The following is a 20,347-nucleotide window of genomic DNA, read 5'->3' as shown; positions in this document are numbered from 1 at the left end:
AGCTGTCTTGACAAGCAGGAGTGGGCATAGAGGTGGCTTTCCCGGCGGGGTGCGTGGGGGAAAGGTGGGTTTAGAGGGCATCCGACGCTCCGCGACGGACACTGCATCCTCGGCTGCGCCGTCGGACAAGGCATCCTTGCTGCGCTGCGGACAAGGCCCCAGGCGCTCCGCGCCGGATGCGCGGAGCCGGGCTTCGCCCATCATCGTGGGCCCTGGTTGGTTCTGTTGGTCCTGACCCTTCGCCCCTGGACCTGGCTCTGGCCTTGGCCTTAGTCCTCGGTGCGGAGGTATTCCAGTTGGGCGCCTACTGACCATTCGGCGGCGTCCCAGAGGATGCGGTCGACGTCTGCGTAGACGACTTCGACGACCTGGCGGGCGGTTGGGGAGCCGCCTAGTTGTTCCACGGCGGTGCGGACCTGGGCGAGGCGTTGTTCGCGGTGGGCGAGGTAGGCGGTGGCGATCTGGGTGACGTCGGGGAGTTCCGGGCCGTGGCCGGGTAGGGCTTGGGTGTTGGGTGGGAGGGTGGCCAGCAGGCGGAGGGAGGTGAGGTAGTCGGCGAGCTTGCCGTCCGGGTGGGCCACGACGGTGGTGCCGCGGCCGAGGATGGTGTCGCCGGTGAGGACCGCGGTGGTGTTGTCGTCCTCCAGGAGCAGGCAGATGGAGTCCGCGGTGTGGCCTGGGGTGGCGAGGACCTTGAGGCGCAGGCCCGCGGCGGAGACGGTGGTGTCGCCGGTCAGCGGGGCGCCGTTGTGGCAGAGCGACGGGTTGTTGGCGCGGATGGGGGCGTTGACGAGTTGGGCGAAGCGCCTGGCGCCCGCCTCGTGGTCGGGGTGGCCGTGGGTGATGAGGACGGTGGCGACGGGGCCGCAGGCGGCGACGCGGGTGAGGTGGGCCTCGTCCAGAGGGCCGGGGTCGACGACGATGCAGGAGACGGAGTCGGGGGCGCGGAGGATCCAGGTGTTGGTGCCGTCGAGGGTCATGATCGACGGGTTGTCGGCGAGCATCACCGAGGCGGTGTCGGTGACCTTGCGCAGCACGCCGTAGGCCGGGTGCTGCGCGTGTGCGCCGATCGACGGAAAGCGGCTCATCGTCGTCCCACCTCGTCATCCGGCCGGGCGTCCAAGTGGGCCGCGGCGGTCGTGTACTCGGGGTCCCCTGGCAGGATGACATGCAATTTCCCGCCGCGGCGCACGACCTTCGGGATGATCTTCTCCACGGTGCGCTCGGCGGCCATGACGGCGGCGGTGCTGTCGAACTCGTCGAGGTCGGCCAAGGTCGTCCACGTAGGTGGCATGAGGCCGCGTCTGCCCTGCCGCCAGTCGTCGATGGCGGCGGCGGGCGTCTGCCAGGAGGCGTCGGACGCCTCGCTGGTCACGTCGTCGGCGCGCTGCCCGGACGGCAGGACGGCGACGAAGAAGCGGGTGTCGTAGCGGCGCGGCTCCTCGGCCGGGGTGATCCAGTGCGCCCACGGCCGCAGCAGGTCGGCGCGCAGCACCAGACCCGACTCGGCCAGGAACTGGGCCAGAGACACCTCGCGCTTCTCCAACGCCTTGCGGGCGTCGGCGAACGGGCGGGTGTCCGCGACGACGCTGGTCGCGTCCGGACCGGCCAGCAGCACGCCGGACTCCTCGAACGTCTCCCGCACGGCCGCGCACACCAGTGCGGTGGCCAACGCCGGGTCGCAGTCGAAGCAGCGACCCCACCAGGCGGGCTCGGGGCCCGCCCAGGCCACGGAAGCATCGGCGTCGCGGCGGTCGACACCACCGCCGGGGAACACGGTCATACCGCCCGCGAAGGCCATCCCGGTGACCCGCCGCTGGAGGAACACCTCCGGCCCGGTAGGCGCGTCCCTGATCAGGACGACGGTCGCGGCGTCCCTCGGCACGACCGGGACCGCCGGTGGTTCGGCGGGCACCATTCCTTCGGGCAGCACCATGTCCGCGGGGAGTTCGCGCATGCGGTCGAGCCTACTTCCGGGCACCGGGCAGGATGTGCCGATGGTCTCCGACTCCCGTCCACTGGTCACCGGTTGCCTGGTCAAGATCCTGGTGTTCCTGCTCGGCGCGATCCTGGGCACCGGGCTCACCGTGGTCGCGGGCGTGGTGCTGTTCATCCCCGGCCGCACGACCGTGCACTCGACGCCCCAGTCCAGCGCCGGACCGGGGGTGTTCGTCAAGAAGGTCGACAGCCTCTTCGGCGCGACCAGCTACGAGGTGTGGCTGGGCCCGGACGAGTCGCGCGGCCACGTCGTGCCCATCCCCCGCGGCTGGGAGGACGACCCCGAGGCCGTGTTCGGCGGCGGCGGGACCCGGTTGCGCTTCGACAACGGCGGGGAGATCTTCGTTCCCGAGTCCGCCTACGCGGGAGGCCGCTGAGGGGCAGGATGGGTGGCGTGGAAGAACAACTGCGCGTAGGACTGGTCGGGGCGGGCCCGTGGGCGACCGCGGTGCACGCACCCGGCATCGCCGACCACCCCGGTACCCGCCTCACGTCGGTGTGGGCCCGCAGGCCGGAAGCGGCCGCGGCGATCGCGCACGCGCACGGCGCCGACGTGGCGTCCACACCGGACGAACTGCTGTCCTCTGTGGACGCGGTGGCGTTCGCGGTGCCGCCGGAGGTGCAGTCCGTGATCGCCGTCAAGGCGGCGCAGCAGGGCAAGCACGTCATCCTGGACAAGCCGATCGCGGCCACCGTGGACGAGGCGGAGCTGCTCGTCGCCGCCGTCGAGCAGGCCGGTGTCGCCTCGCTGGTGCTGCTGACCCGCCGGTACGCGCCGGAGACGAAGGAGCTGCTGACCCAGCTGCGCCGCACGGGCGGCTGGACCGGTGGCGACGCCCAGTGGCTCAACGGCGCCCTGCTGGACGGCCCGTACTCGAACTCGCCGTGGCGGCACGAGCGCGGTGCCCTGCACGACCTCGGGCCGCACGTGTTCGACCTGCTCGACATCACGTTGGGCACCATCACCGACGTGGTCTCCGCGACCGTCTCCGAGACGGGTCTGTGGCGCCTGGTGTTCGCGCACGAGGGCGGTGCGACCAGTGCCGTGGCGATGTCGATGAACCTGCCGTTGCAGCCGACCGTGTCCGAGCTCGCGGTGTACGGGGACCACGGGTACCGCAGGCTCTCCAACGGCGGCACGTCCGCGCGGGACTGCTACACGCTGCTGCTCGACGACTTCGTCGCCATGGTGCACAGCCGCACCACCGAGCACCCCCTCGACGTCCGGCGCGGCCTGCACCTGCAGCGGATCATCGAACTGGCGGGAAGCAAGGCGGGCAGGTGAACGTCCACGCCTTCCACGTCGACCCGGAAACCCTGCACGAGGTCCCCGACCACCCCGCCGAGCTCGCCGCCTGGCTGGACCGGCAGCGGCCCGACGACTACCGCTCGTGGAGCATGGTCGGTCTGGCCGCGCGGCTGCTGCGCAGGCTCGACCAGGCCGAGGACGCGATGGACCGCGCGCTCGCGATCCGCTCCACCACCGCCGCCCGCCTGCGCCGCGCCCACGTGCTCCAGTGGCAGGGCCGGTTCGCCGAGGCGTACGCCGAGTTCGAGACCTGTCTGGCCGACGCGGGCGAGTTCCGCGACTACGTGCACCAGCACGCGGGCAAGTGCCGCTACGACGAGGGCAAGTGGGACCTCGCGCTCGACCACTTCCGCGCCGCCCTCCGCCTGCGCACCGACCCCGACCTCGTAGCCTCGGCCACCGTGGCCGTCGACGCGGCCGACGCCTGCCTCACCGCCGCCACCATCGCCACCGAGCTCCACCGCCTCGTCCCCGCCGTGCACCGCGCCGCGGGCCCGCGGGTCGTCGCCCGCGTCACCGACCGCCCACCGCACCTCGGCCTGCTCGCCGACCTCGCGAGCCTCCTCACCACTGGCCCCGCTCCCCGCGACACCGTCCGCTCGCTGCACCGCTACACGGCCGACCTCGACACCCACCACGCCCACCTGGCCGAAACCGGCTGGCTCACCCTCACCCCCCACGAGGTCACCGCCACCGCCCGCTGCCGCCCGGTCCTGGAACTGGTCAACGAGGTCCACGCCGAGATCGCCGCCACCCTCTGGCCAACCCCGATCCCCATCCCCACCCGGGTGGACCACCCCATGTCCACCGCGATCACCGCCCCCACCCCACCCGCCCACCTCTTCGACCAACTACGCGCCCTCCGCCACCACCGCGCCGACGCCCACGCCGCCGCCTGGTCCGCGGAAGGCTTCACCGCCCAAGAAGTCCAAGCCCTACCAACCGACACCCCCACCCACATCCGCATCGAGGCCGCCACCGACCGCACCGCCTCCAGGCCCTACCGCCACCTCCCCCCGCATTCACGGGCAACCATGATCACCAACCTCCGCACCCTCACCGACAAATCCCCACCCCAACCCTGACCCACCCCAACCCCTTACCTCCGATAACGATCTAGCCCCTCCCGATTACCCGATCTTGTCGGTCCCCATCGGTAAACTCGAATTCGGGGGACCCCCACATACGCGCGCGAGGGATGGGCCCCCAAATTCCACGCTAGCTGGAAGGTCCGACAATTTTGACGGGCCGACCGCTGAACGATCTTCGGGTTCGGCCGGGTAATCCGCGTGGAGCATTTCGCAGGGAAACGGAATTGAGGATTGCTCGCATTCACCACCGCGAGCAAACAGCCCGACATGATCACCCTGAGTGATCGAACGACCCCTGAGACCGACAGGTTCGGGATCCCACCACAAGACTTCGGCAACCACCCACACCCCGCCAGACGCCTTGTCGGACAAGGAGTACGACCACAAGACCGCACCCCATGCGACGCCTCCGCCAGGCACAGACCCCCGCTGGGCGAAGCCCGCCACCTCGCATCCGGCGCGGAGCGCCCGCCCGCCTTGTCCGACGCGCAGCGAGGATGCTCCGTCGGCGCCAGCCGATGCCCTGTCAGGCGCAGCCTGATGCCCTCGAACCCACACTTCCCCCACGCACCCCGACGAAAAGCCATCTCTACGACCAACCCTGGTTGTCAAGACAGTCCTATCGTCTTGACAACCAGGGTTGGTCGTAGAACACTCGGCGGCCGGGGTCACCCCACCCGAACCAAATCCACCCAGCTCAAGCCGGAACCACCAAGCCGGACAAGCATCAAGCCGGATAAGGCGGATGCCCGTTCTGCTGAGGCGCCCCGTTCACCGGATCCCCCTGCGCCCCCATCCACGCCGGCGGCTGGAACGACCCACTGGACCGATCCGTCTGCCAGTTCGCCTCGGCCTGCCCCGGCGGCACGTCCTCCCGCTGCGCCAGCTCCTCGTGCAGCTGCTGCAACAGCGCCCGCTCCCGGTCGCTCAGCTTCGCGTCAGCGGCCGGCGTGGCCTCCACCGCCACGGACCCCGGCGGCAGCCCGTTCGGGTCGGCCAGGGCGGCCTGGAGGGCTTTCAGGTCGTCCGGGCCCAGTTCCATGGTGACCTCGGCGTTGTTCAGCGCCGGAGGTGAGGCGAGTGCGGGTGGCAGCGGGGGTTCGTCGGCCGCGTCGACGGTCTCGCGGACGACCCGCTTGACCGGTTTGGGCGGGAAGGGCTGCGCGCCTTCGAAGGACTCGGCGCGGTTGGTGCGCCGCGAGGCCTGTGAGCCGGTCTCTGCGATCTCCGGCACCGGTGTCGGCTCTACCACCGGTGCCTGATCCCGAACGTCTTCCGGTCCGTCGAACCAGGCCCCGGTCTCGTCGCGGTGCCCACCGCCCGACCCGGTCGAGGTGTCGCTGAACTTCACCTCGCGGGCTGTCGTGACGGCCGCCGCGTGGTAGTCGCTGAGCTGCGTCGCGGGCCTGAGGACTTCCACGGCCACGTGCAGGCCGGCGCGCCGGAGGGCGCGGTCGACCCGGTAGGCGGTGGCGGGTGCGTGGCCCTGCGGGCCGATGTCGACCAGGACGACGCGCTGGGGCAGCGGGCCCGGTGAGGCGCCCGCGGGGGTGGAGCGCCAGACGGACATCACCGAGCGGATGTCCGGCAGGTTCGCGACCACCTTGGACAGGGCGTTGGAGATGCCGTCCACGGGGTCGGACTCGGCCGAGAACCGGTGCCGGGGCACCGGGAGCGCGTCGACCACGACGAGGAGGTCGGCGAGCGTGCGGGACGAGTTGAGCTCGCCCAGCAGGTCGGCGATCCGCCCCTGTTCGCCGTCCGTCACGGGTATGCGGCCCGCGAGCAGGCAGCCCACGACCAGTTCGAGCGCGCGGTCGGACTCCGCGACCGCGAGCAGCTCCCGTGCCTGGGACAGCGCGTCGTCGTCGACGCGACCGGCCAGCGCCAACAGGAGATCGTGCAGGCGGACGGGCAGTTCCACGTCGTTCGCCACGTCTGTTCTCCTTCCGGCCCGCCGATCGACGAGCGCTACACGGGCACCAGGTGCCCATCGACCTCGGCGCCGGTGCAGATCGGCTCCGATGCCGCCAACGCCGCCCGGTGGTAGGGCGGCAGTTCCATTCCGAGCGGGACGACCTCGACGCACGGGTCGTGTTCACCCAGTGCGCGGAGCACTCGCTGCACCTCGCCCGTCAGGCGGGCGTGGCCGGTCGTGGCGGCGATCAGCATGATTCGCCTGGCCACCGGGTCCGCACCGCCCTGCCGCCAGGAGGACCGGACTTCGCCGACCCCCTGGCGACCGCGCAGCGTGGCACCGAGCACCGCGGTCGCCGAATCCCCCATCGACACACGATCGGGTGATTCTGCTGTGAAGGTGTAGTCGGATTCCGGGAGTTCGTCCACCCCTTCGACGGAACTCAGCATCGCCCGATCGGCCCCGTTCGACAGCACGGCGTCGGCGAGCAGGCCGTGCTCGAGGTCGGTCAGGCCGATGCGGTCGTGCAGCAGCGCGCGCGGCAAAGCGCGTGCGAGCACCACCACCCCGTCGGTCGCGGCCCAGTCGCGGAACCGCCAGAGGAGGTCGTCCGGCAGCCTGCCCGCCAACCTCAGCAGGAGCTCGTGGCACGCCCACTCGGTGTCCGACATCTCACATCACGTCCTTCGCGATCTTCAGCCGACTTCGACGATCAGCTCTACCTCGACCGGGGCGCCCAGCGGCAGCTCCGCGACACCCACGGCGGACCGGGCGTGCACACCCGCGTCCCCGAACACCTCGCCGAACAGCTCCGACGCGCCGTTGACCACCGCGGGCTGGCCGGTGAAGCCCTCGGCGGACGCCACGAAGCCGACGACCTTGACGATGCGGACGACCGAGTCGATGCCGACCAGGGCGTGCACGGCGGCGAGGGCGTTGAGGCCGCTCGTCCTGGCGTGCCGCTTGGCCTCCTCCGGGCTCACGTCGGCGCCGACCTTGCCGGTCGCGGCGAGCACGCCGTCGACGAACGGCAGCTGGCCGGAGGTGTAGACGAGGGACCCGGTGCGCACGGCGGGCACGTAGGCCGCGAGCGGTGCGGCGACGCCGGGCAGCTCGATGCCCAGCTCGGCGAGCTTCTCCGACCAGCTCGTCATGCCTTCGGCCTCTTCAGGTAGGCGACGTGCTGCTCACCGGTCGGGTTCGGGATCACGGTGACGAGCTCCCAGCCATCGGCGCCCCACTGGTCCAGGATCGCCTTGGTGGCGTGGATCAGCAGCGGGACCGTGGAGTACTCCCACTTAGTCATGGCGGGGAGCCTAGCCGTCCGGCGTGCGGGTGAAGACCCTGCCCGCGACGGTCACCCGCCGCTACCTTGATCACATGGAGACGTGGCGCGCGGTGGCCACCGGTCTGTTCATCCTGGGCGGGCTGGTGATGGTCCTGGTCGCCATGGCGCAGGTGCGCGACCGGCGGGGCACGAGCCACGCCGAGGTGGTCCGCGCGGGGGTGATCGGGCTGGCCGTCGTGGCCGTGGTCTCGACCGCGATCGCCTTCTGGCTGCCGTCCGTGGTGACGTGGGGTGTCGTGGCGGCCACGGCGATGGCGGTGTTCTTCATCACGATGATGGACTGACCAACGCGTTGGGGCGAGCGCGCTTAGGCTGACCAGGTGGCTTCCCCCGCGACTGGATGGACCCAGGAACTGACCCGAGCCCGGCTGCACGTGGTCACGGGCAAGGGCGGTACCGGCAAGACGACGGCGGCCGCGGCGCTGGCCCTGGCGCTGGCGACCGGTGGTCGGCGGGTGCTGCTGGTGGAGGTCGAGGGTCGCCAGGGCATCGCCCAGCTCTTCGACCGGGCCCCGCTGCCCTACTCCGAGGAGCGGATCGCGTCGGCGCCCGGCGGGGGCGAGGTGCGCGCGCTGGCCGTGGACCCGGAGGCGGCGCTGCTGGAGTACCTGGACATGTTCTACAACCTGGGTTTCGCGGGCCGCACGCTGCGCAAGATGGGCGCGATCGAGTTCGCGACGACGCTGGCGCCGGGGCTGCGGGACGTGCTGCTGACCGGGAAGGTCAAGGAGTGCGTGCGGCGCACCGGGCCGTCCGGGCGGCACGAGTACGACGCCGTGGTGCTGGACGCCCCGCCGACCGGCCGCGTGGTGCAGTTCCTCGACGTCACGAAGGCGATGGCGGACCTGGCGAAGGTCGGTCCGATCAAGGGGCAGAGCGACGGCGTGGTGAAGCTGCTGCACTCCGGGGACACCGCGGTGCACCTGGTCACGCTGCTGGAGGAGATGCCGGTCCGGGAGACGCTGGACGCGGTCGCCGAGCTGGACGGCGCCGACCTGCGGCCCGGTGCGGTGCTGGTCAACCGGGTGCGGCCGCCGCGGCTGCCCGCGCGGTCGGTGGTCGCCGCCGCCGGTGGCCGGGTGGACGCCTCGCGGGTGCGCTCGGGGTTGGAGAGCGCCGGGCTTGACCTGGACGTCGAGACGATCGACGGCCTGGTCGAGGAGACCGTGGAGCACGCCATCAGGGTCAGGATGGAACAGGGCGCCAAGGAGAAGCTCGCGGAGTCGGACCTGCCGACGGTGGAGCTCCCCGAGCTCACCGACGGCGTGGACGTGGCCGCGCTGTACGAACTGGCCGAGCTGCTGGTGGAGCGGGGCGTGCGATGACCGGGACCAGGCCACCTCTGCTCGACGTGGACGCGCTGATCGACGACCCGGAGACGCGGGTCCTCGTGTGCTGCGGGTCCGGCGGCGTGGGCAAGACGACGACGGCCGCGGCGATCGCCGTGCGGGCGGCCGAACGCGGCAGGCGCACGGTCGTGCTGACCATCGACCCGGCGCGGCGGCTCGCGCAGTCGCTGGGCCTGCGGGAACTGGACAACAGCCCGCGCGAGGTGAAGACCGAGGGCTTCGAGCCCAAGGGCGAGCTGCACGCGATGATGCTGGACATGCGCCGCACGTTCGACGACATGGTGCTGGCGCACGCGGGCCGCGACCGGGCCGAGCAGATCCTGGCGAACCCCTTCTACCAGACGATCTCCACGTCGTTCTCCGGCACGCAGGAGTACATGGCGATGGAGAAGCTGGGCCAGCTCGTGGCCGACGGCGGGTGGGACCTGATCGTCGTGGACACCCCGCCGAGCCGGTCCGCGCTGGACTTCCTGGACGCGCCGCAGCGCCTGTCGACCGTGCTGGACGGCAGGCTGATCCGGATGCTGTCCGCACCCGCGCGCGCGGGCGGGCGGGGCATCCGCAAGATCGTCGGCGCGGGCTTCGGCCTGTTCACCAAGGCCGTGTCGACGATCGTCGGCGGGCAGCTGCTGCAGGACGCCTCGACGTTCGTGCAGGCGTTCGACAGCATGTTCGGCGGCTTCCGGCAGCGCGCGCAGAAGACCTACGAGCTGCTCCGGTCACCGGGCACGGGCTTCCTCGTCATCGCGGCGGCCGAACCGGACGCGCTGCGCGAGGCCAGCTACTTCGTGGAGCGGCTCAGCGCGGAGAACATGCCCCTGATCGGCCTCGTCGCCAACCGGACGCACCCCGTGCTCGCCTCGCTGTCCGCCACCAAGGCGCACGCGGCGGCGGACGGCCTGGAACGCGCCGGTGACGCGCCCCTCGCGGCGGCCGTCCTCCGCCTGCACGCGGACCGCGTGGCCGTCGCCGATCGGGAGAAGCGCCTGATCGCGAGGTTCACGCGGGCCCACCCCGGCGTGGCCCTGGTGGGCGTGCCCGCGCTGCCGACCGACGTGCACGACCTGGACGGTCTGCACGAGATCGGGCGCAGGCTCGCCGGCGAGTGACCCTGGTGGGCCTCAGCCCACCCGCACGTCCACGTGGTGCTCCTGGCGCGCGGTGTCGAGCAGCTCGTGCCAGGACGTGACGTCCGGCCTCCGCCGCAGCAGCGCCCGCCGCTCACGCTCCGTCATGCCACCCCAGACGCCGAACTCGATCCGGTTGTCCAGGGCCTCGGCCAGGCATTCGGTCCTGACCGGGCAGCCGAGGCACACCAATTTCGCTTTCCGCTGCTCCGCACCACGAACGAAGAGCTGGTCCGGCTCTTCCTCCCGGCACGACGCATTGATTCGCCAATCCCCCTGGTCCATGATCCCCCACCTCGTTTGAGCTGTCCAAACTCCGAAATCCGCCACACCCCTGCCGCGGATGCCGTAGGCTCACCACCGGAGTGGCCGAGCCGTTGGCGCCTTACTTGGACGTTGACGAACTCTAGGTGCTTCCGGTTCCACGTCCAACCCTGGGTTGCGCACCTGTTATCTGTCTTGAGTACGTCTACTCATCCTCTGTAATCAGTGTTGCGGGTCACTCTCACCCGTTCAGGTGCCGCGTACGCTGGCCCGCGTGCGAGTCAGGAACGGCCTGCTGAAGCTGCTCGGCCTGTGTCTGCTTGCCGGCGTACTACTGGCCGGCACGCTGTTCCCAGCCGTCGGCTCGCTCGGTGTCGTGTCCAACCGAGCCAGCGACACGGTCGACAGCATTTCCGCGGACCTGGTCACCACCGACCCACCGCTGATCACCACGGTGACGGACAAGGACGGTGCGCCCATCGCGTACCTCTACGACCAGTACCGGGTGCTCACACCGCCGGACAAGATATCCCCGACGATGAAGGCCGCCCTGGTCTCCGTCGAGGACCGGCGGTTCTACGAGCACCAGGGCGTGGACTGGAAGGGCACGCTGCGCGCGGCGGTGACCAACCAGGTCGGCGGCAGCGTGTCGCAGGGCGCCTCGACGCTGACCCAGCAGTACGTGAAGAACTACCTCGTCCACGTCGTGGCGCGCAACAACAAGGTGGAGCAGCAGAAGGCGCAGGAGCAGACGATCGCGCGCAAGGCGCGCGAGGCGCGGATCTCCATCCAGCTGGAGCGCAAGCTCGGCAAGGACGAGATCCTGGCCCGCTACCTCAACGTGGTGCCGTTCGGCTCGACCATCTACGGCATCGCGGCGGCGTCGCAGGCGTACTTCAACACGACGCCGGACAAGCTGACCGTCCCGCAGGCCGCCGTGCTCGCCGGCATGGTCAACAGCCCGTCCGCGCTGGACCCGGAGGTCTTCCCGGACAAGGCGATGGAGCGGCGCAACAAGGTCATCGACAAGATGGTCGAGAACGACAAGCTGTCCCGCGACGCCGCCGAGGTCGCCAAGAAGGAACCGCTCGGTCTGGCGACCCCGGTGCGCACCCCGCCCAACGGCTGCGTCGGCGCGGGCCCGGAGAACGGGTTCTTCTGCTCCTACGTGATCAACTACCTGGAGAAGAACGGGTTCAGCGAGGAGCAGCTCAAGACCGGCGGCTACACCATCAAGACCACTTTGGACCGCGGTATCACCGAGCAGGCCAAGCAGGCCGCCGAGGCGCAGGTCGCCAAGGACACCGACGGCATCGCCAACGCCATGGCGATCGTCCGGCCGGGCTCGGAGCGGCACGAGGTGGTCGCGCTGGTCGCGAACCGCGACTACGGCCTCAAGGCCGAGGCGAACCAGACCCAGTTCGACCTGCCCAGCGGTGTGGAGAACAAGTTCGGCGCGGGCTCGATCTACAAGATCTTCACGGCGGCGGCGGCGTTGGAGAAGGGCATGGGCATCGAGAACACGATGGCCACCCCCGCCTCCTACACGTCGAAGGTGTTCAAGGGCGGCGGCGACAAGTGCCCGCCCACCGGTGAGCCGGACACCCGCTGGTACTGCCTGAAGAACGCGTCGACGACCTACCCGGCGTCGATGACGCTGCAGACCGCGTTGCAGACGTCGCCGAACACCGGTTTCGTCATCCTCGAGGAGCAGCTGGGCATGGACCCGGTCGTCGACATGGCGTCGCGGCTGGGCATGCGCGAGACGATGGCGACGAACATCGCGGGCGTCCGGCCGGACTCCAAGGAGAAGCAGCAGGAGCTGCGGATCTCGCAGACGGAGTTCTACAAGTCCAACGGCGGCAACGCCTCCTTCACCCTCGGCCCGGCGCCGGTGAGCACGCTGGAGCTCGCGAACGTCGCCGCGACCCTCATCAGCGGCGGCAAGTGGTGCCCGCCGACCCCGTTGCAGGAGGTCCTCGACCGCAACGGCAAGCCGGTCCCGGTCAACGAGCAGCCGTGCGAGCAGGTCGTCGCCGAACCGCTGGCGAACACCCTGGCGACCGGCATGAGCAAGGACGACCAGGGCGGCGGCACCGCGGCGGCGGCCGCCAACCAGTTCAAGTGGACCCGCCCGATGCTCGCCAAGACCGGCACCACGGAGGACTTCAAGTCCGCCGCCTTCGTCGGCGCGACCCTCGACTACGCGGCCTCGGTGCAGACGTTCAACGACGGCATCGAGCCGCGCGGCATCTGCGTCGGCGGCAAACCGCGCCTGTGCCCGGAGGGCAACATCTTCGGCGGCACCGTGCCCGCCCGCACGTTCTTCGACACCATGACCCGCGTCCTGGGCGACTCCCCGCCCAAGCCGCTGCCGCCGACCGACCAGCGCTACGTCAAGGGCGGCGACGAGATCCGCATCCCGGACGTCGTCGGGCGCAACGTCAACGACGCCACCTCGACCCTGGAGAAGGCCGGCTACAAGGTCAGCACCCAGGACCGCAACTCGTCGGAGTCGAAGGGCACCGTGGTCAGCCAGACCCCGCGCGGCAACGCCCTGCGCGGCACCATGATCACGCTCTTCGTCAGCTCCGGCTACGTCCCGCCCCCGCAGACCAGCGAGGCCCCACCGGCCACCGAACCACCCCCCGCCCCCAACCCCCCACCTGGCCAGGAACCACCACCCGGCGGCATCACCATCCCGACCGAACCCGGCGGCTGACCGCCCCCGCTCACAAGGCCCCCGACACGCGGTTCGCGTCGGGGGCCTTGCTTTGCACGGAGGTTCGCCGAATACCCCTGAACAAACGGAAAGAGCCGGTCTCCCGTACTGCGGAGACCGGCTCTGACCTGCTCTAACCTGGTCGGGGTGACAGGATTTGAACCTGCGACCTCTTCGTCCCGAACGTTGCTGCTTGCTGTCGGGCCGTGTTGGCGAGTGCCTCTGGCGTCGCATTTTGTGTCGGCCAGATGGTTCCTGTAACGCCTGATGCCGACCGGTTTGCTGACTTCCTACTGACTGCTGATGCTGCTGGCGTGGCAACCCTGCCGCAGTTGACCGAGGCAGGCTTGATCAAGACACGATGCCAGGCTTGCCGACTGCTGCTGGCAAGCCAACGACACGTCCCGCGTGCAATAGGGATGTTCTACAGCAGCCCGGATTCGTGTGCTTTGATGACGAGTCCGATGAGACCCCCTGTGCCGGTCCCCATACCCCAGATGAGCTTGAGCACCTTATAGGCGTCAGCACGCTGGCTGGCGTCTGTGTACGAGACCGCAGCGCGTGCGGCATAGCCGGCTACTGTAAGAGTGAAGATCGCGTAAGCGCTGAAGAACCAGATCCACGGAGACATCACCGGACCTCGCTGTTCACGTAAGCCCAGGTCAGGGTGCGCCCCGTGTGAAGCTTGAGCAAGTCCGACCTGCCAAGCAGATCTGCCGAGCTAGTCAGCCTTCGACCGTAGCAGTGCTTTTCGGCGCTCGACGGCGACCTCTCATCGAGAGAGGCACGGTTTGGGGATGGTGGACGGTGGGTGAGGGGACCTATCGTCACTGATGCTGGCTCCTTCTAGGCGGAAATTTGTTCGTGATCGCAAGGTTGGCTAAGCGAGTCGATCACGATGGGCCGTGCTACGAGGAGACAGACTGCCTACCGGAGACCCGGTTTGGCTGAACGAAAGCTGTCTGTGCTACCAGACGGCTTAGTTGCGACGGGCGACCTTGCCTAACGGTAGGTCGCCCGTTGCTATGTCTTCGGCGTGCATTTGCAGCTTAAGCAGGTCGAGGGCGCAAAGTGAAGGAGCGATCGGCGAGGCAGATCGGCTCTGCCGAACTCCGCTGACCGCTGGTCGCACCAGGCGGCCCGGTTGGCGCGAAGGTTATCTAGCTCCCTAAAGTCCCTTTAGGTCTGACTCGTGCGGGACGCTTTACCTCAACGAGGGGTTTCGCGCCATCTCGTCGACCTGGCCCCGCCCCAACCGCGCGGGTCAAGGGGGCTCATCCACCTATACTGGACACGGACGCTGGGGCTGCCCCCTTGACGCGTGTGGTTGCCCTCGTGGAGGTCGACGAGATGGCGCGATCCCCGGTCCCACTGCCGAACGCGAGCTGTCGATGGCTTCGACCATCTCGGAGACCTGCCGTCCGGCGAGGACATGTCCTTCTCCGTCTGCGGACCCTGTGGGGCTGATCGGCCGCTGTCGTGTCCGGCTGGGTTAGGCCCTGCTCCCGTCGCCGGGCGTGGGTGGTGCCCGCCAGGGCGGGCCCCGCCCGCTTGCCCGAGCGGCACAAGGATGGGGCCGTGAAGACCCTGTCGGACAGGATCAGCAGAGTGCGGCCGAGCGGCCCCGCAGGGGCCGCCTTGAACAAGTAGAGAAAGTCCTCACAAGGTCCGCTAGAGCAGCGAAGGCCACTGTGGACTAGTCGGCGGGAAGCTCGTACGACAGCTCGTACCGGTCACCGGCAAGGATCACGTCGTTGACCTCCATCGCGCGCCCCTCGGTCTCCGGACCGCAAGTAGACGACACGAAAACAGGCCAGGAACCCGTGAAAGGTTCCTGGCCTGTGTATTCAACCGTCGGGGTGACAGGATTTGAACCTGCGACCTCTTCGTCCCGAACGAAGCACGCTACCAAACTGCGCCACACCCCGGTTGGAACGATTGGAACTCTACCGGATGTTGCCGCCCACTCCGAATCGGGTACCCCTAACGGCTTCGGATGGGCTCTGACCTGCGTCGACGGTGCGGGCCACGAGGGTGAGGAGGCTGGCTTCGGGAGGGCAGGCGAAGCGGACGGGGGCGTAGGGGGAGGTGCCGAGGCCGGCGGAGACGTTGAGCCACATGTGCGAGCCCCAGCGGGAGACGCCGCGGGCGCGGGAGCGGTCGAGGTCGCAGTTGGTGACGAGGGCGCCGTAGCCGGGGACGCGGAGCTGGCCGCCGTGCGTGTGGCCCGCCATGACGAAGTCGTAGCCGTCGGCGGCGAACGGGTCCAGGACGCGGGGTTCGGGTGAGTGCGTGACGCCGAGCCGGAGCGCCGCGTCGGGGTCGGGGGTGCCCGCGATGTCCTCATAGCGGTCGCGCTTGAGGTGCGGGTCGTCCAGGCCCGCCGCGAACACCGTCTGACCGGCCACCTCGAACGTCCGGCGCACGTGGGTGAGGTCGATCCACCCGCGCTCCACCATCGCGGCCCTGAGGTCGCGCCAGGGCAGGTTGATGCCGTGCACGCGCTTGGTCTTCGCCGACGGCAGCAGGTACCGCACCGGGTTCTTGGGCCGCGGCGCGTAGTAGTCGTTGCTGCCGAACACGAACACGCCCGGCCGGTTCAGCAGCGGGCCGAGGGCGCGCACCACACCGGGCACGGCCTGCTTGTGCGCGAGGTTGTCGCCGGTGTTCACCACCAGGTCCGGTTCCAGCTCGTCCAGCGCGGCGACCCAGCGCTGCTTGGACTTCTGGTTCGGCGTCATGTGCAGGTCCGAGATGTGCAGCACGCGCAACGGCCGGGAGCCGGGTGCGAGCACCGGCACGGTGGCCTGCCGCAACGTCCAATGGCGTCTCTCGAAGCCCACCGAGTAGGCGAGCGTGGCGGTCCCGACGGCGGTCGTGGCGAGCAGGGCGCGGCCGAACTTGTTCACACCAACGAGCCTACGGCGGATAACGGATGAGGAGTAATCCGCTGTTCCCGGTACCGTTCGGCCCCATGGCGGAGCTGAAGACACGGTTGCAGAACGACCTCACTGCCGCGATCAAGGGCCGGGAGACCGTCAAGGTCGGAGCCCTGCGGATGGCGTTGAGCGCGATCACCAACGAGGAGGTCGCGGGCAAGGTCGCGCGCGAGCTCTCCGACGACGACGTCCTCAAGGTGCTGACGCGCGAGGTCAAGAAGCGCAAGGAGGCCGCCGAGGCGTTCGCGGGCGCCGGGCGCGCGGAGCAGGCGGAGCTGGAGAAGACCGAGGGGACGATCCTCGAGGACTACCTGCCCGCGCAGCTGGGCGACGACGAGCTGGTGGCGCTGGTGGACGCGGCCGTCGCGGAGGTGGCCGAGCAGCTGGGCGAGCAGCCGGGTCAGCGGCAGATGGGCCAGGTCATGAAGGCCGTCAACGCGAAGGTGGCGGGACGGGCCGAGGGCGGCCGGGTGGCCGGTGCCGTGAAGGCCAAGCTCGCCGGGTGAGCCCCGCGGTGTCCCGACCCCGTGGCGGGTCGGGGCACCGCGCGCCCGGATACCGTGGGCCGGTGATCATCTGGCTCAACGGCGGGTTCGGGGCGGGCAAGACGACGCTGGCGGCCGAGCTGCACCGGCGGCTCCCCGACGCGGTCGTGTACGACCCGGAGGACGTCGGCATCCTGCTGTGGAAGTGGCTGCCGCCCAACGACGACTTCCAGGACCTGCCGAGCTGGCGGGAGCTGGTCGTCGCCACGGCGCTGGCGCTGCGCAGGCACCACGCGGACACGCTCGTCGTGCCGATGTCGCTCGTCCGCGACGCCTACCGGACCGAGATCCTCGGCGGCCTGGCCGACGCGGGCGAGGACGTCCTGCACGTCTTCCTGGACGCGGACACCGACGTGCTGGTGCGGCGGCTCAACGCCCGCGCCCCCGTTCCCGGTCAGGCCAACGACTGGGCTCTCAAGCGCATGGACGCGGCCGCCGCGTCCCGCCAGCCCGCCGGGACGCTCGTGCTGCGCTCGGACCTGCTCGGACCGGCCGAGCTGGCCGACGAGGTGCTGGCGGCGCTGGGCAAGACCACGGCGAGTGGGCACCCCCTGAGCAAGTGATCACGTTGCAGGGGAAGGACCGCCCTAGGGCTCGACGCGGATGGTGACGTCGAGTCCGACGGCCGGGTCGGGGTTGCGGAACCACTCGGCGGTGACGCGGTCCCAGTGGGCCCGCTTGCGGCCGTCCAGCGGCCAGGTCCCGGCGATGTCGCCGGACAGGTACTCGGGCGCCAGCATGCCGTCGAGGACGCAGCGCAGCGCGCGGTCGGACAGGTTGACGGCGCGGAACCTGGTGGCCTGCCCGGCCTGGTCGACGCCGAGCACCCGACAGTCGGCGCGGGTGCGGGCTAGGGTCCCGATCGGGGACGCGGCCACGGGGGTGTCCTCGACGGCGACGGCCGCCGCGGCGTAGGACACCCCGCCGATCCAGGCGACGACCACGGCGAGGACGCACAGCGCGCGGATGGCGACCCCGCGGACCGCGCCCTTCGCGCCGCGCCGGGGATCCACGGCCTGCTTGCCGGTCCGGGGTGGACGGGCGGTGCTCCATCGCATGATCAGGCAGCGCCCTCGCCGTGCGGGGCGGTAGTCGCCCGTGCCGGGTGGATCGCGACGACCGCACCGCGGTCCGGGACCGCCTCGTCGTCGACGCCCGCGGGCGTGGCCGGTCTTGTAGGGGTCCGCGCGGCGCGTGCGGCGTCGCGGTGTTCTTGGCTCATGGGTTTCCTCGGATGGGTTACGGCCGGTGTCCATCCGAGTGATCGTTTTCACCGGGCGAAGCCGTTTCTCCGAGTCAACGCATTCACTCGTTCGTGCACTTTTCAGGGTCAACGTGCAACTCGGACCCCGACCAACTCCCACTTGCGCTCACTGTCCGCAGCGGCGGCGAGCTGCACAAATAGTAGTTGAATCCAGAAATTCCAGCCGACCGGGCAAAGAACCGGAATGGCGTTCACCTATATAGCGGCCATCTGCATGTTGCACGCCTCTGACCTGCGATGATGCTAAAGCGAGTAAAGCTCGGTCGTGACTCAACACACAGATTCGTACCACCAAAAGACACGATGCGCGCGCAATCGGGTGAATACTCCGCATTCGTCTGACTAAGCGTAACGAGAATGGGGTCGTTCGCGACAACGAGACATGGCGTTCGCACCAGGCGCCACGTCCAGTCGGGAGAGCAACCCATGAGCATCATCTCCTCGGTAGGCCATGCCCGGAAAACGTGGTTGGCCACCGCTACGACGACCATGGCGATCGTCACGCTGTCCTGCGTGGTCGGTGTGCTGACCACGCCGTTCTTCGCCTTCCTCACGGCCGCGGCCTGCTCGTTGGTCACCGCGGCGGCGTTCGCGTTGGCACGGGCCTCGCGCACCATGGATACGATCTTCAGCGAGGAGCTGGACGACCGGTCCGGGCGCCACAGGATCGAGCGGCTCGAGAACTCCGAGCAGTAGGCCCCTGGCGCGCGGCCGGACCGGTCGTGCCGAGCGGTCACCCCGGTGGCCCCGCGGCGCGGAGTCCGGCGCAGGTACCGCGGCGGAGGGGTCATGCATGGGACGCGACCGGATGGGCAAGGCGGTCGCGGTGGCCCTGCTGCTGCTGGGCACGACGGCGTGCGCCGAGCACGGGCGACCGGTCGCGCACGAGGCCGGCGACGAGGGCTGGCAGCTCGCCTGGCGCGACGACTTCACCGGTGACGAGGGCGGTGGGCCGAACCCGGCCGACTGGCTCGTCGACACCGGCACCGGGTATCCGGGCGGCGCGCCGAACTGGGGAACCGGCGAGATCCAGACCTACACCGCCGACCCCGCGAACCTCGCCCTCGACGGGCGGGGGAACCTGCGGATCACGCCTAGGCGCGACGACGAGGGCAAGTGGACGTCCGCCCGGATCGAGACCAGGCGCGCCGACTTCAAGGCACCCGAGGGCGGCGTCCTGCGCGTCGAGGGGCGCGTGCGGATGCCGGACGCGACCGGCCCGGCGGGACTGGGCTACTGGTCGGCGTTCTGGGCGCTGGGCTCGCCCTACCGGGGCGACTACTGGAACTGGCCGGGTGTCGGCGAGGTCGAGTTCATGGAGAACGTGAACGGCCTCGACCAGGTGTGGGGCCTGCTGCACTGCGGGGTGGCGCAGGGCGGTCCGTGCGACGAGTCCAACGGCATCGGCGGCTCGACGGCGTGCCCAGGGCAGCCGTGCCAGGCGGACTTCCACACCTACCGGTTCGAGTGGGACGCCGGCACCACGCCCAACGAGCTGCGGTGGTTCGTCGACGGCCACCAGTACACGACGATCCGGCAGGACCGGATCGACGCCGCGAGCTGGGCGAAGATGACCTCGCACGCCGGGTACTTCCTGCTGCTCGACGTCGCCATCGGCGGTGGCTTCCCCAACGGCGTGGCCAAGGTGGACACGCCGACACCCGAGACCCGGCCGGACCAGCCGATGGTCGTGGACTACGTCTCGGTGTCGACCAGGCCCCGCGGCTAGCCGCCCAGCACGTCGTCGGCGAGCCTCTCCACCACGCCCGCGACCGCCTCGGGGTGCTTGAGGTCGGCTCCGTGGTCCATGCCGGGCAGGACGACGCGTTCGGCGTTGGGCATCACGCGGGCGATCGCGTCGACCCAGGCCGTCAGGCGGGCCGGGCTGCGGTCGCCGCCGAGCAGGACGGTCCGCACGCCGATGCGGGCGTAGACGTCGGTGCGGACGCCGAGCCGGTCGAGCGCCTCCAGCGACGGGATGGCCGACGCGATCGTCGTCGGCGCCACGATGGGCCCGCCCGAGGACGGCGAGACGTGGCAGGACTGGCTGGTCCGCCGGGCCCGCGCCTACCGGCGGTCGCTGCTCGCCCACCGCGACGGCGCCCGCGTGGTCGCCACCGCGAGCGCGTTGAGCCCCTCGACGGTCGTGGCGTTCAACGACGAGCTGACCGCGCTGGTCGGGTGCGGTTTCCCCCCTGATCCTCGCCCTGCGCACGATCGCGACGATCACCCGGTACGTGCACGGGTTCGTGCTCCAGGAGCAGAGCGGGCCCGGCCAGTCCGCCGCCCCGACCGATGAGCGGCTGGCCGGGCTGGTGGCGGTGCTGGGCGGCGATCCGGAGGCCGTGCTGGTGGTCGCCGTCCGCGATGGCGGCGGCCTGCTGGGCGAGGACGTCTTCGAGCACGGGCTGCGCGCGCTGGTCCTCGGCACGGAGGCCGCGCTCGGCACGAACTGACCGCCCCGGCAACCCGA

The 20,347-nt window shown here is 70.2% G+C and carries 24 protein-coding genes and 1 tRNA gene; 13 read left to right on the top strand and 12 right to left on the bottom strand.

Going from position 1 to position 20,347, the window contains the following annotated elements; translation table 11 throughout:
• Positions 1-269 precede the first annotated feature (269 nt).
• Together CLV43_RS02235 and CLV43_RS02230 are read right to left on the bottom strand one after the other, a co-directional pair.
• Positions 270-1,088: an MBL fold metallo-hydrolase gene (locus CLV43_RS02235; RefSeq protein WP_106185249.1), complete on the bottom strand. Its 819-nt coding sequence runs from the start codon at positions 1,086-1,088 to the stop codon at positions 270-272.
• Positions 1,085-1,957, bottom strand: a complete 873-nt coding sequence (locus CLV43_RS02230) for an NUDIX hydrolase (RefSeq protein ID WP_106185248.1) — start codon at positions 1,955-1,957, stop codon at positions 1,085-1,087. Before CLV43_RS02230 ends, CLV43_RS02235 begins: the two co-directional genes overlap by 4 nt.
• 40 nt (positions 1,958-1,997) lie before the next feature.
• On the opposite strand from CLV43_RS02230, the gene CLV43_RS02225 reads away from it, so the two are divergent.
• Genes CLV43_RS02225 through CLV43_RS02215 form a run of 3 tightly spaced genes read left to right on the top strand, consistent with a single transcriptional unit; the run spans position 1,998 to position 4,392 of the window.
• Positions 1,998-2,375 carry a hypothetical protein gene (locus tag CLV43_RS02225; RefSeq protein WP_106185247.1) on the top strand — a complete coding sequence of 126 codons (378 nt, stop codon included), beginning with the start codon at positions 1,998-2,000 and terminating at the stop codon, positions 2,373-2,375.
• 17 nt (positions 2,376-2,392) lie between these two features.
• Positions 2,393-3,283, top strand: a complete 891-nt coding sequence (locus tag CLV43_RS02220) for a Gfo/Idh/MocA family protein (protein ID WP_425445714.1) — start codon at positions 2,393-2,395, stop codon at positions 3,281-3,283.
• Positions 3,280-4,392 (top strand): tetratricopeptide repeat protein, encoded by a 1,113-nt coding sequence (locus CLV43_RS02215; RefSeq protein ID WP_106185245.1) that lies wholly within the window; start codon positions 3,280-3,282, stop codon positions 4,390-4,392. The genes CLV43_RS02220 and CLV43_RS02215 overlap by 4 nt, the downstream gene beginning before the upstream one ends.
• Before the next feature lie 733 nt (positions 4,393-5,125).
• Here CLV43_RS02215 and CLV43_RS02210 read toward each other — a convergent pair.
• Genes CLV43_RS02210 through sp36 form a run of 4 tightly spaced genes read right to left on the bottom strand, consistent with a single transcriptional unit; the run spans position 5,126 to position 7,622 of the window.
• Positions 5,126-6,334, bottom strand: coding sequence for a hypothetical protein (locus CLV43_RS02210; protein ID WP_106185244.1), 1,209 nt, complete (start codon positions 6,332-6,334; stop codon positions 5,126-5,128).
• 35 nt (positions 6,335-6,369) lie between these two features.
• On the bottom strand, positions 6,370-6,987 hold the full coding sequence (locus tag CLV43_RS02205; RefSeq protein ID WP_106185243.1) for a hypothetical protein: 618 nt from the start codon (positions 6,985-6,987) through the stop codon (positions 6,370-6,372).
• A 24-nt stretch (positions 6,988-7,011) separates the two neighbouring features.
• On the bottom strand, positions 7,012-7,470 hold the full coding sequence (locus CLV43_RS02200) for a RidA family protein (protein ID WP_106185242.1): 459 nt from the start codon (positions 7,468-7,470) through the stop codon (positions 7,012-7,014).
• Complete coding sequence (gene sp36, locus CLV43_RS02195; protein ID WP_106185241.1) at positions 7,467-7,622, bottom strand: Sp36 family protein; 156 nt, start codon at positions 7,620-7,622, stop codon at positions 7,467-7,469. Before sp36 ends, CLV43_RS02200 begins: the two co-directional genes overlap by 4 nt.
• Positions 7,623-7,645: 23 nt before the next feature.
• Between sp36 and CLV43_RS02190 the strand changes: the two genes are divergently transcribed.
• From CLV43_RS02190 to bagB, 3 genes are read left to right on the top strand one after another with little or no spacing between them, the layout of a single operon-like run.
• The gene (locus tag CLV43_RS02190; RefSeq protein ID WP_245886070.1) at positions 7,646-7,948 is read left to right on the top strand and encodes a hypothetical protein; all 303 of its coding nucleotides are present in this window, start codon (positions 7,646-7,648) and stop codon (positions 7,946-7,948) included.
• Between the two features lie 36 nt (positions 7,949-7,984).
• Entirely contained in the window at positions 7,985-8,989 is a 1,005-nt protein-coding gene (bagA, locus tag CLV43_RS02185) for an ATPase BagA (protein ID WP_106185240.1), read from the top strand.
• Positions 8,986-10,122, top strand: coding sequence for an ATPase BagB (gene bagB, locus CLV43_RS02180; RefSeq protein ID WP_106185239.1), 1,137 nt, complete (start codon positions 8,986-8,988; stop codon positions 10,120-10,122). Before bagA ends, bagB begins: the two co-directional genes overlap by 4 nt.
• A gap of 12 nt (positions 10,123-10,134) precedes the next feature.
• On the opposite strand, the gene CLV43_RS02175 is transcribed toward bagB, so the two are convergent.
• Positions 10,135-10,425: a WhiB family transcriptional regulator gene (locus tag CLV43_RS02175; RefSeq protein ID WP_106185238.1), complete on the bottom strand. Its 291-nt coding sequence runs from the start codon at positions 10,423-10,425 to the stop codon at positions 10,135-10,137.
• 253 nt (positions 10,426-10,678) lie between these two features.
• Between CLV43_RS02175 and CLV43_RS02170 the strand changes: the two genes are divergently transcribed.
• The gene (locus tag CLV43_RS02170) at positions 10,679-13,126 is read left to right on the top strand and encodes a transglycosylase domain-containing protein (RefSeq protein WP_106185237.1); all 2,448 of its coding nucleotides are present in this window, start codon (positions 10,679-10,681) and stop codon (positions 13,124-13,126) included.
• 1,854 nt (positions 13,127-14,980) lie between these two features.
• Here the strand turns inward: CLV43_RS02170 and CLV43_RS02160 are convergent.
• Positions 14,981-15,054 (bottom strand) — tRNA-Pro (locus tag CLV43_RS02160).
• A gap of 18 nt (positions 15,055-15,072) precedes the next feature.
• A complete protein-coding gene (locus CLV43_RS02155; RefSeq protein WP_106185235.1) occupies positions 15,073-16,035 on the bottom strand; it encodes a metallophosphoesterase in 963 nt (320 codons plus the stop codon).
• Positions 16,036-16,100: 65 nt separating this feature from the next.
• On the opposite strand from CLV43_RS02155, the gene CLV43_RS02150 reads away from it, so the two are divergent.
• Positions 16,101-16,571, top strand: coding sequence for a GatB/YqeY domain-containing protein (locus tag CLV43_RS02150; protein ID WP_106185234.1), 471 nt, complete (start codon positions 16,101-16,103; stop codon positions 16,569-16,571).
• A 62-nt stretch (positions 16,572-16,633) separates the two neighbouring features.
• Entirely contained in the window at positions 16,634-17,173 is a 540-nt protein-coding gene (locus tag CLV43_RS02145) for a P-loop nucleotide/nucleoside kinase family protein (RefSeq protein WP_106185233.1), read from the top strand.
• Between the two features lie 24 nt (positions 17,174-17,197).
• Here CLV43_RS02145 and CLV43_RS02140 read toward each other — a convergent pair whose 3' ends face one another.
• Together CLV43_RS02140 and CLV43_RS47575 are read right to left on the bottom strand one after the other, a co-directional pair.
• On the bottom strand, positions 17,198-17,668 hold the full coding sequence (locus CLV43_RS02140; protein ID WP_146174617.1) for a hypothetical protein: 471 nt from the start codon (positions 17,666-17,668) through the stop codon (positions 17,198-17,200).
• Between the two features lie 2 nt (positions 17,669-17,670).
• On the bottom strand, positions 17,671-17,832 hold the full coding sequence (locus tag CLV43_RS47575; RefSeq protein WP_170155669.1) for a hypothetical protein: 162 nt from the start codon (positions 17,830-17,832) through the stop codon (positions 17,671-17,673).
• Positions 17,833-18,300: 468 nt separating this feature from the next.
• Between CLV43_RS47575 and CLV43_RS02135 the strand changes: the two genes are divergently transcribed.
• Both CLV43_RS02135 and CLV43_RS02130 read left to right on the top strand, forming a co-directional pair.
• Positions 18,301-18,570, top strand: coding sequence for a hypothetical protein (locus CLV43_RS02135; protein ID WP_146174616.1), 270 nt, complete (start codon positions 18,301-18,303; stop codon positions 18,568-18,570).
• 97 nt (positions 18,571-18,667) lie between these two features.
• Entirely contained in the window at positions 18,668-19,603 is a 936-nt protein-coding gene (locus CLV43_RS02130) for a glycoside hydrolase family 16 protein (protein WP_106185230.1), read from the top strand.
• On the opposite strand, the gene CLV43_RS02125 is transcribed toward CLV43_RS02130, so the two are convergent.
• Positions 19,600-19,881, bottom strand: a complete 282-nt coding sequence (locus tag CLV43_RS02125; RefSeq protein ID WP_106185229.1) for an alpha/beta fold hydrolase — start codon at positions 19,879-19,881, stop codon at positions 19,600-19,602. The genes CLV43_RS02130 and CLV43_RS02125 overlap by 4 nt on opposite strands.
• Between CLV43_RS02125 and CLV43_RS50410 the strand changes: the two genes are divergently transcribed.
• Together CLV43_RS50410 and CLV43_RS02115 are read left to right on the top strand one after the other, a co-directional pair.
• Positions 19,853-20,173: a TetR/AcrR family transcriptional regulator C-terminal domain-containing protein gene (locus CLV43_RS50410; protein ID WP_106185228.1), complete on the top strand. Its 321-nt coding sequence runs from the start codon at positions 19,853-19,855 to the stop codon at positions 20,171-20,173. The genes CLV43_RS02125 and CLV43_RS50410 overlap by 29 nt on opposite strands.
• Positions 20,112-20,330, top strand: a complete 219-nt coding sequence (locus CLV43_RS02115; protein WP_146174615.1) for a hypothetical protein — start codon at positions 20,112-20,114, stop codon at positions 20,328-20,330. Before CLV43_RS50410 ends, CLV43_RS02115 begins: the two co-directional genes overlap by 62 nt.
• Positions 20,331-20,347 lie beyond the last annotated feature (17 nt).

Origin of the sequence: Umezawaea tangerina (assembly GCF_003002815.1) — a bacterium.
Lineage (GTDB): Bacteria > Actinomycetota > Actinomycetes > Mycobacteriales > Pseudonocardiaceae > Umezawaea > Umezawaea tangerina.
This window is presented reverse-complemented; position numbering and strand designations above follow the sequence as displayed.

Bases quoted from the DNA above. Each gene is read 5' to 3' on its own strand.
- CLV43_RS50410 (WP_106185228.1), top strand. From the start codon at position 19,853: ATGGCCGACGCGATCGTCGTCGGCGCCACGATGGGCCCGCCCGAGGAC.
- CLV43_RS02175 (WP_106185238.1), bottom strand. From the start codon at position 10,425: ATGGACCAGGGGGATTGGCGAATCAATGCGTCGTGCCGGGAGGAAGAG.
- CLV43_RS02150 (WP_106185234.1), top strand. From the start codon at position 16,101: ATGGCGGAGCTGAAGACACGGTTGCAGAACGACCTCACTGCCGCGATC.
- sp36 (WP_106185241.1), bottom strand. From the start codon at position 7,622: ATGACTAAGTGGGAGTACTCCACGGTCCCGCTGCTGATCCACGCCACC.
- CLV43_RS02135 (WP_146174616.1), top strand. From the start codon at position 18,301: ATGAGCATCATCTCCTCGGTAGGCCATGCCCGGAAAACGTGGTTGGCC.
- CLV43_RS02230 (WP_106185248.1), bottom strand. From the start codon at position 1,957: ATGCGCGAACTCCCCGCGGACATGGTGCTGCCCGAAGGAATGGTGCCC.
- CLV43_RS02235 (WP_106185249.1), bottom strand. From the start codon at position 1,088: ATGAGCCGCTTTCCGTCGATCGGCGCACACGCGCAGCACCCGGCCTAC.
- CLV43_RS02140 (WP_146174617.1), bottom strand. From the start codon at position 17,668: ATGCGATGGAGCACCGCCCGTCCACCCCGGACCGGCAAGCAGGCCGTG.
- CLV43_RS47575 (WP_170155669.1), bottom strand. From the start codon at position 17,832: ATGAGCCAAGAACACCGCGACGCCGCACGCGCCGCGCGGACCCCTACA.
- bagB (WP_106185239.1), top strand. From the start codon at position 8,986: ATGACCGGGACCAGGCCACCTCTGCTCGACGTGGACGCGCTGATCGAC.
- CLV43_RS02205 (WP_106185243.1), bottom strand. From the start codon at position 6,987: ATGTCGGACACCGAGTGGGCGTGCCACGAGCTCCTGCTGAGGTTGGCG.
- CLV43_RS02130 (WP_106185230.1), top strand. From the start codon at position 18,668: ATGGGACGCGACCGGATGGGCAAGGCGGTCGCGGTGGCCCTGCTGCTG.
- CLV43_RS02225 (WP_106185247.1), top strand. From the start codon at position 1,998: ATGGTCTCCGACTCCCGTCCACTGGTCACCGGTTGCCTGGTCAAGATC.
- CLV43_RS02200 (WP_106185242.1), bottom strand. From the start codon at position 7,470: ATGACGAGCTGGTCGGAGAAGCTCGCCGAGCTGGGCATCGAGCTGCCC.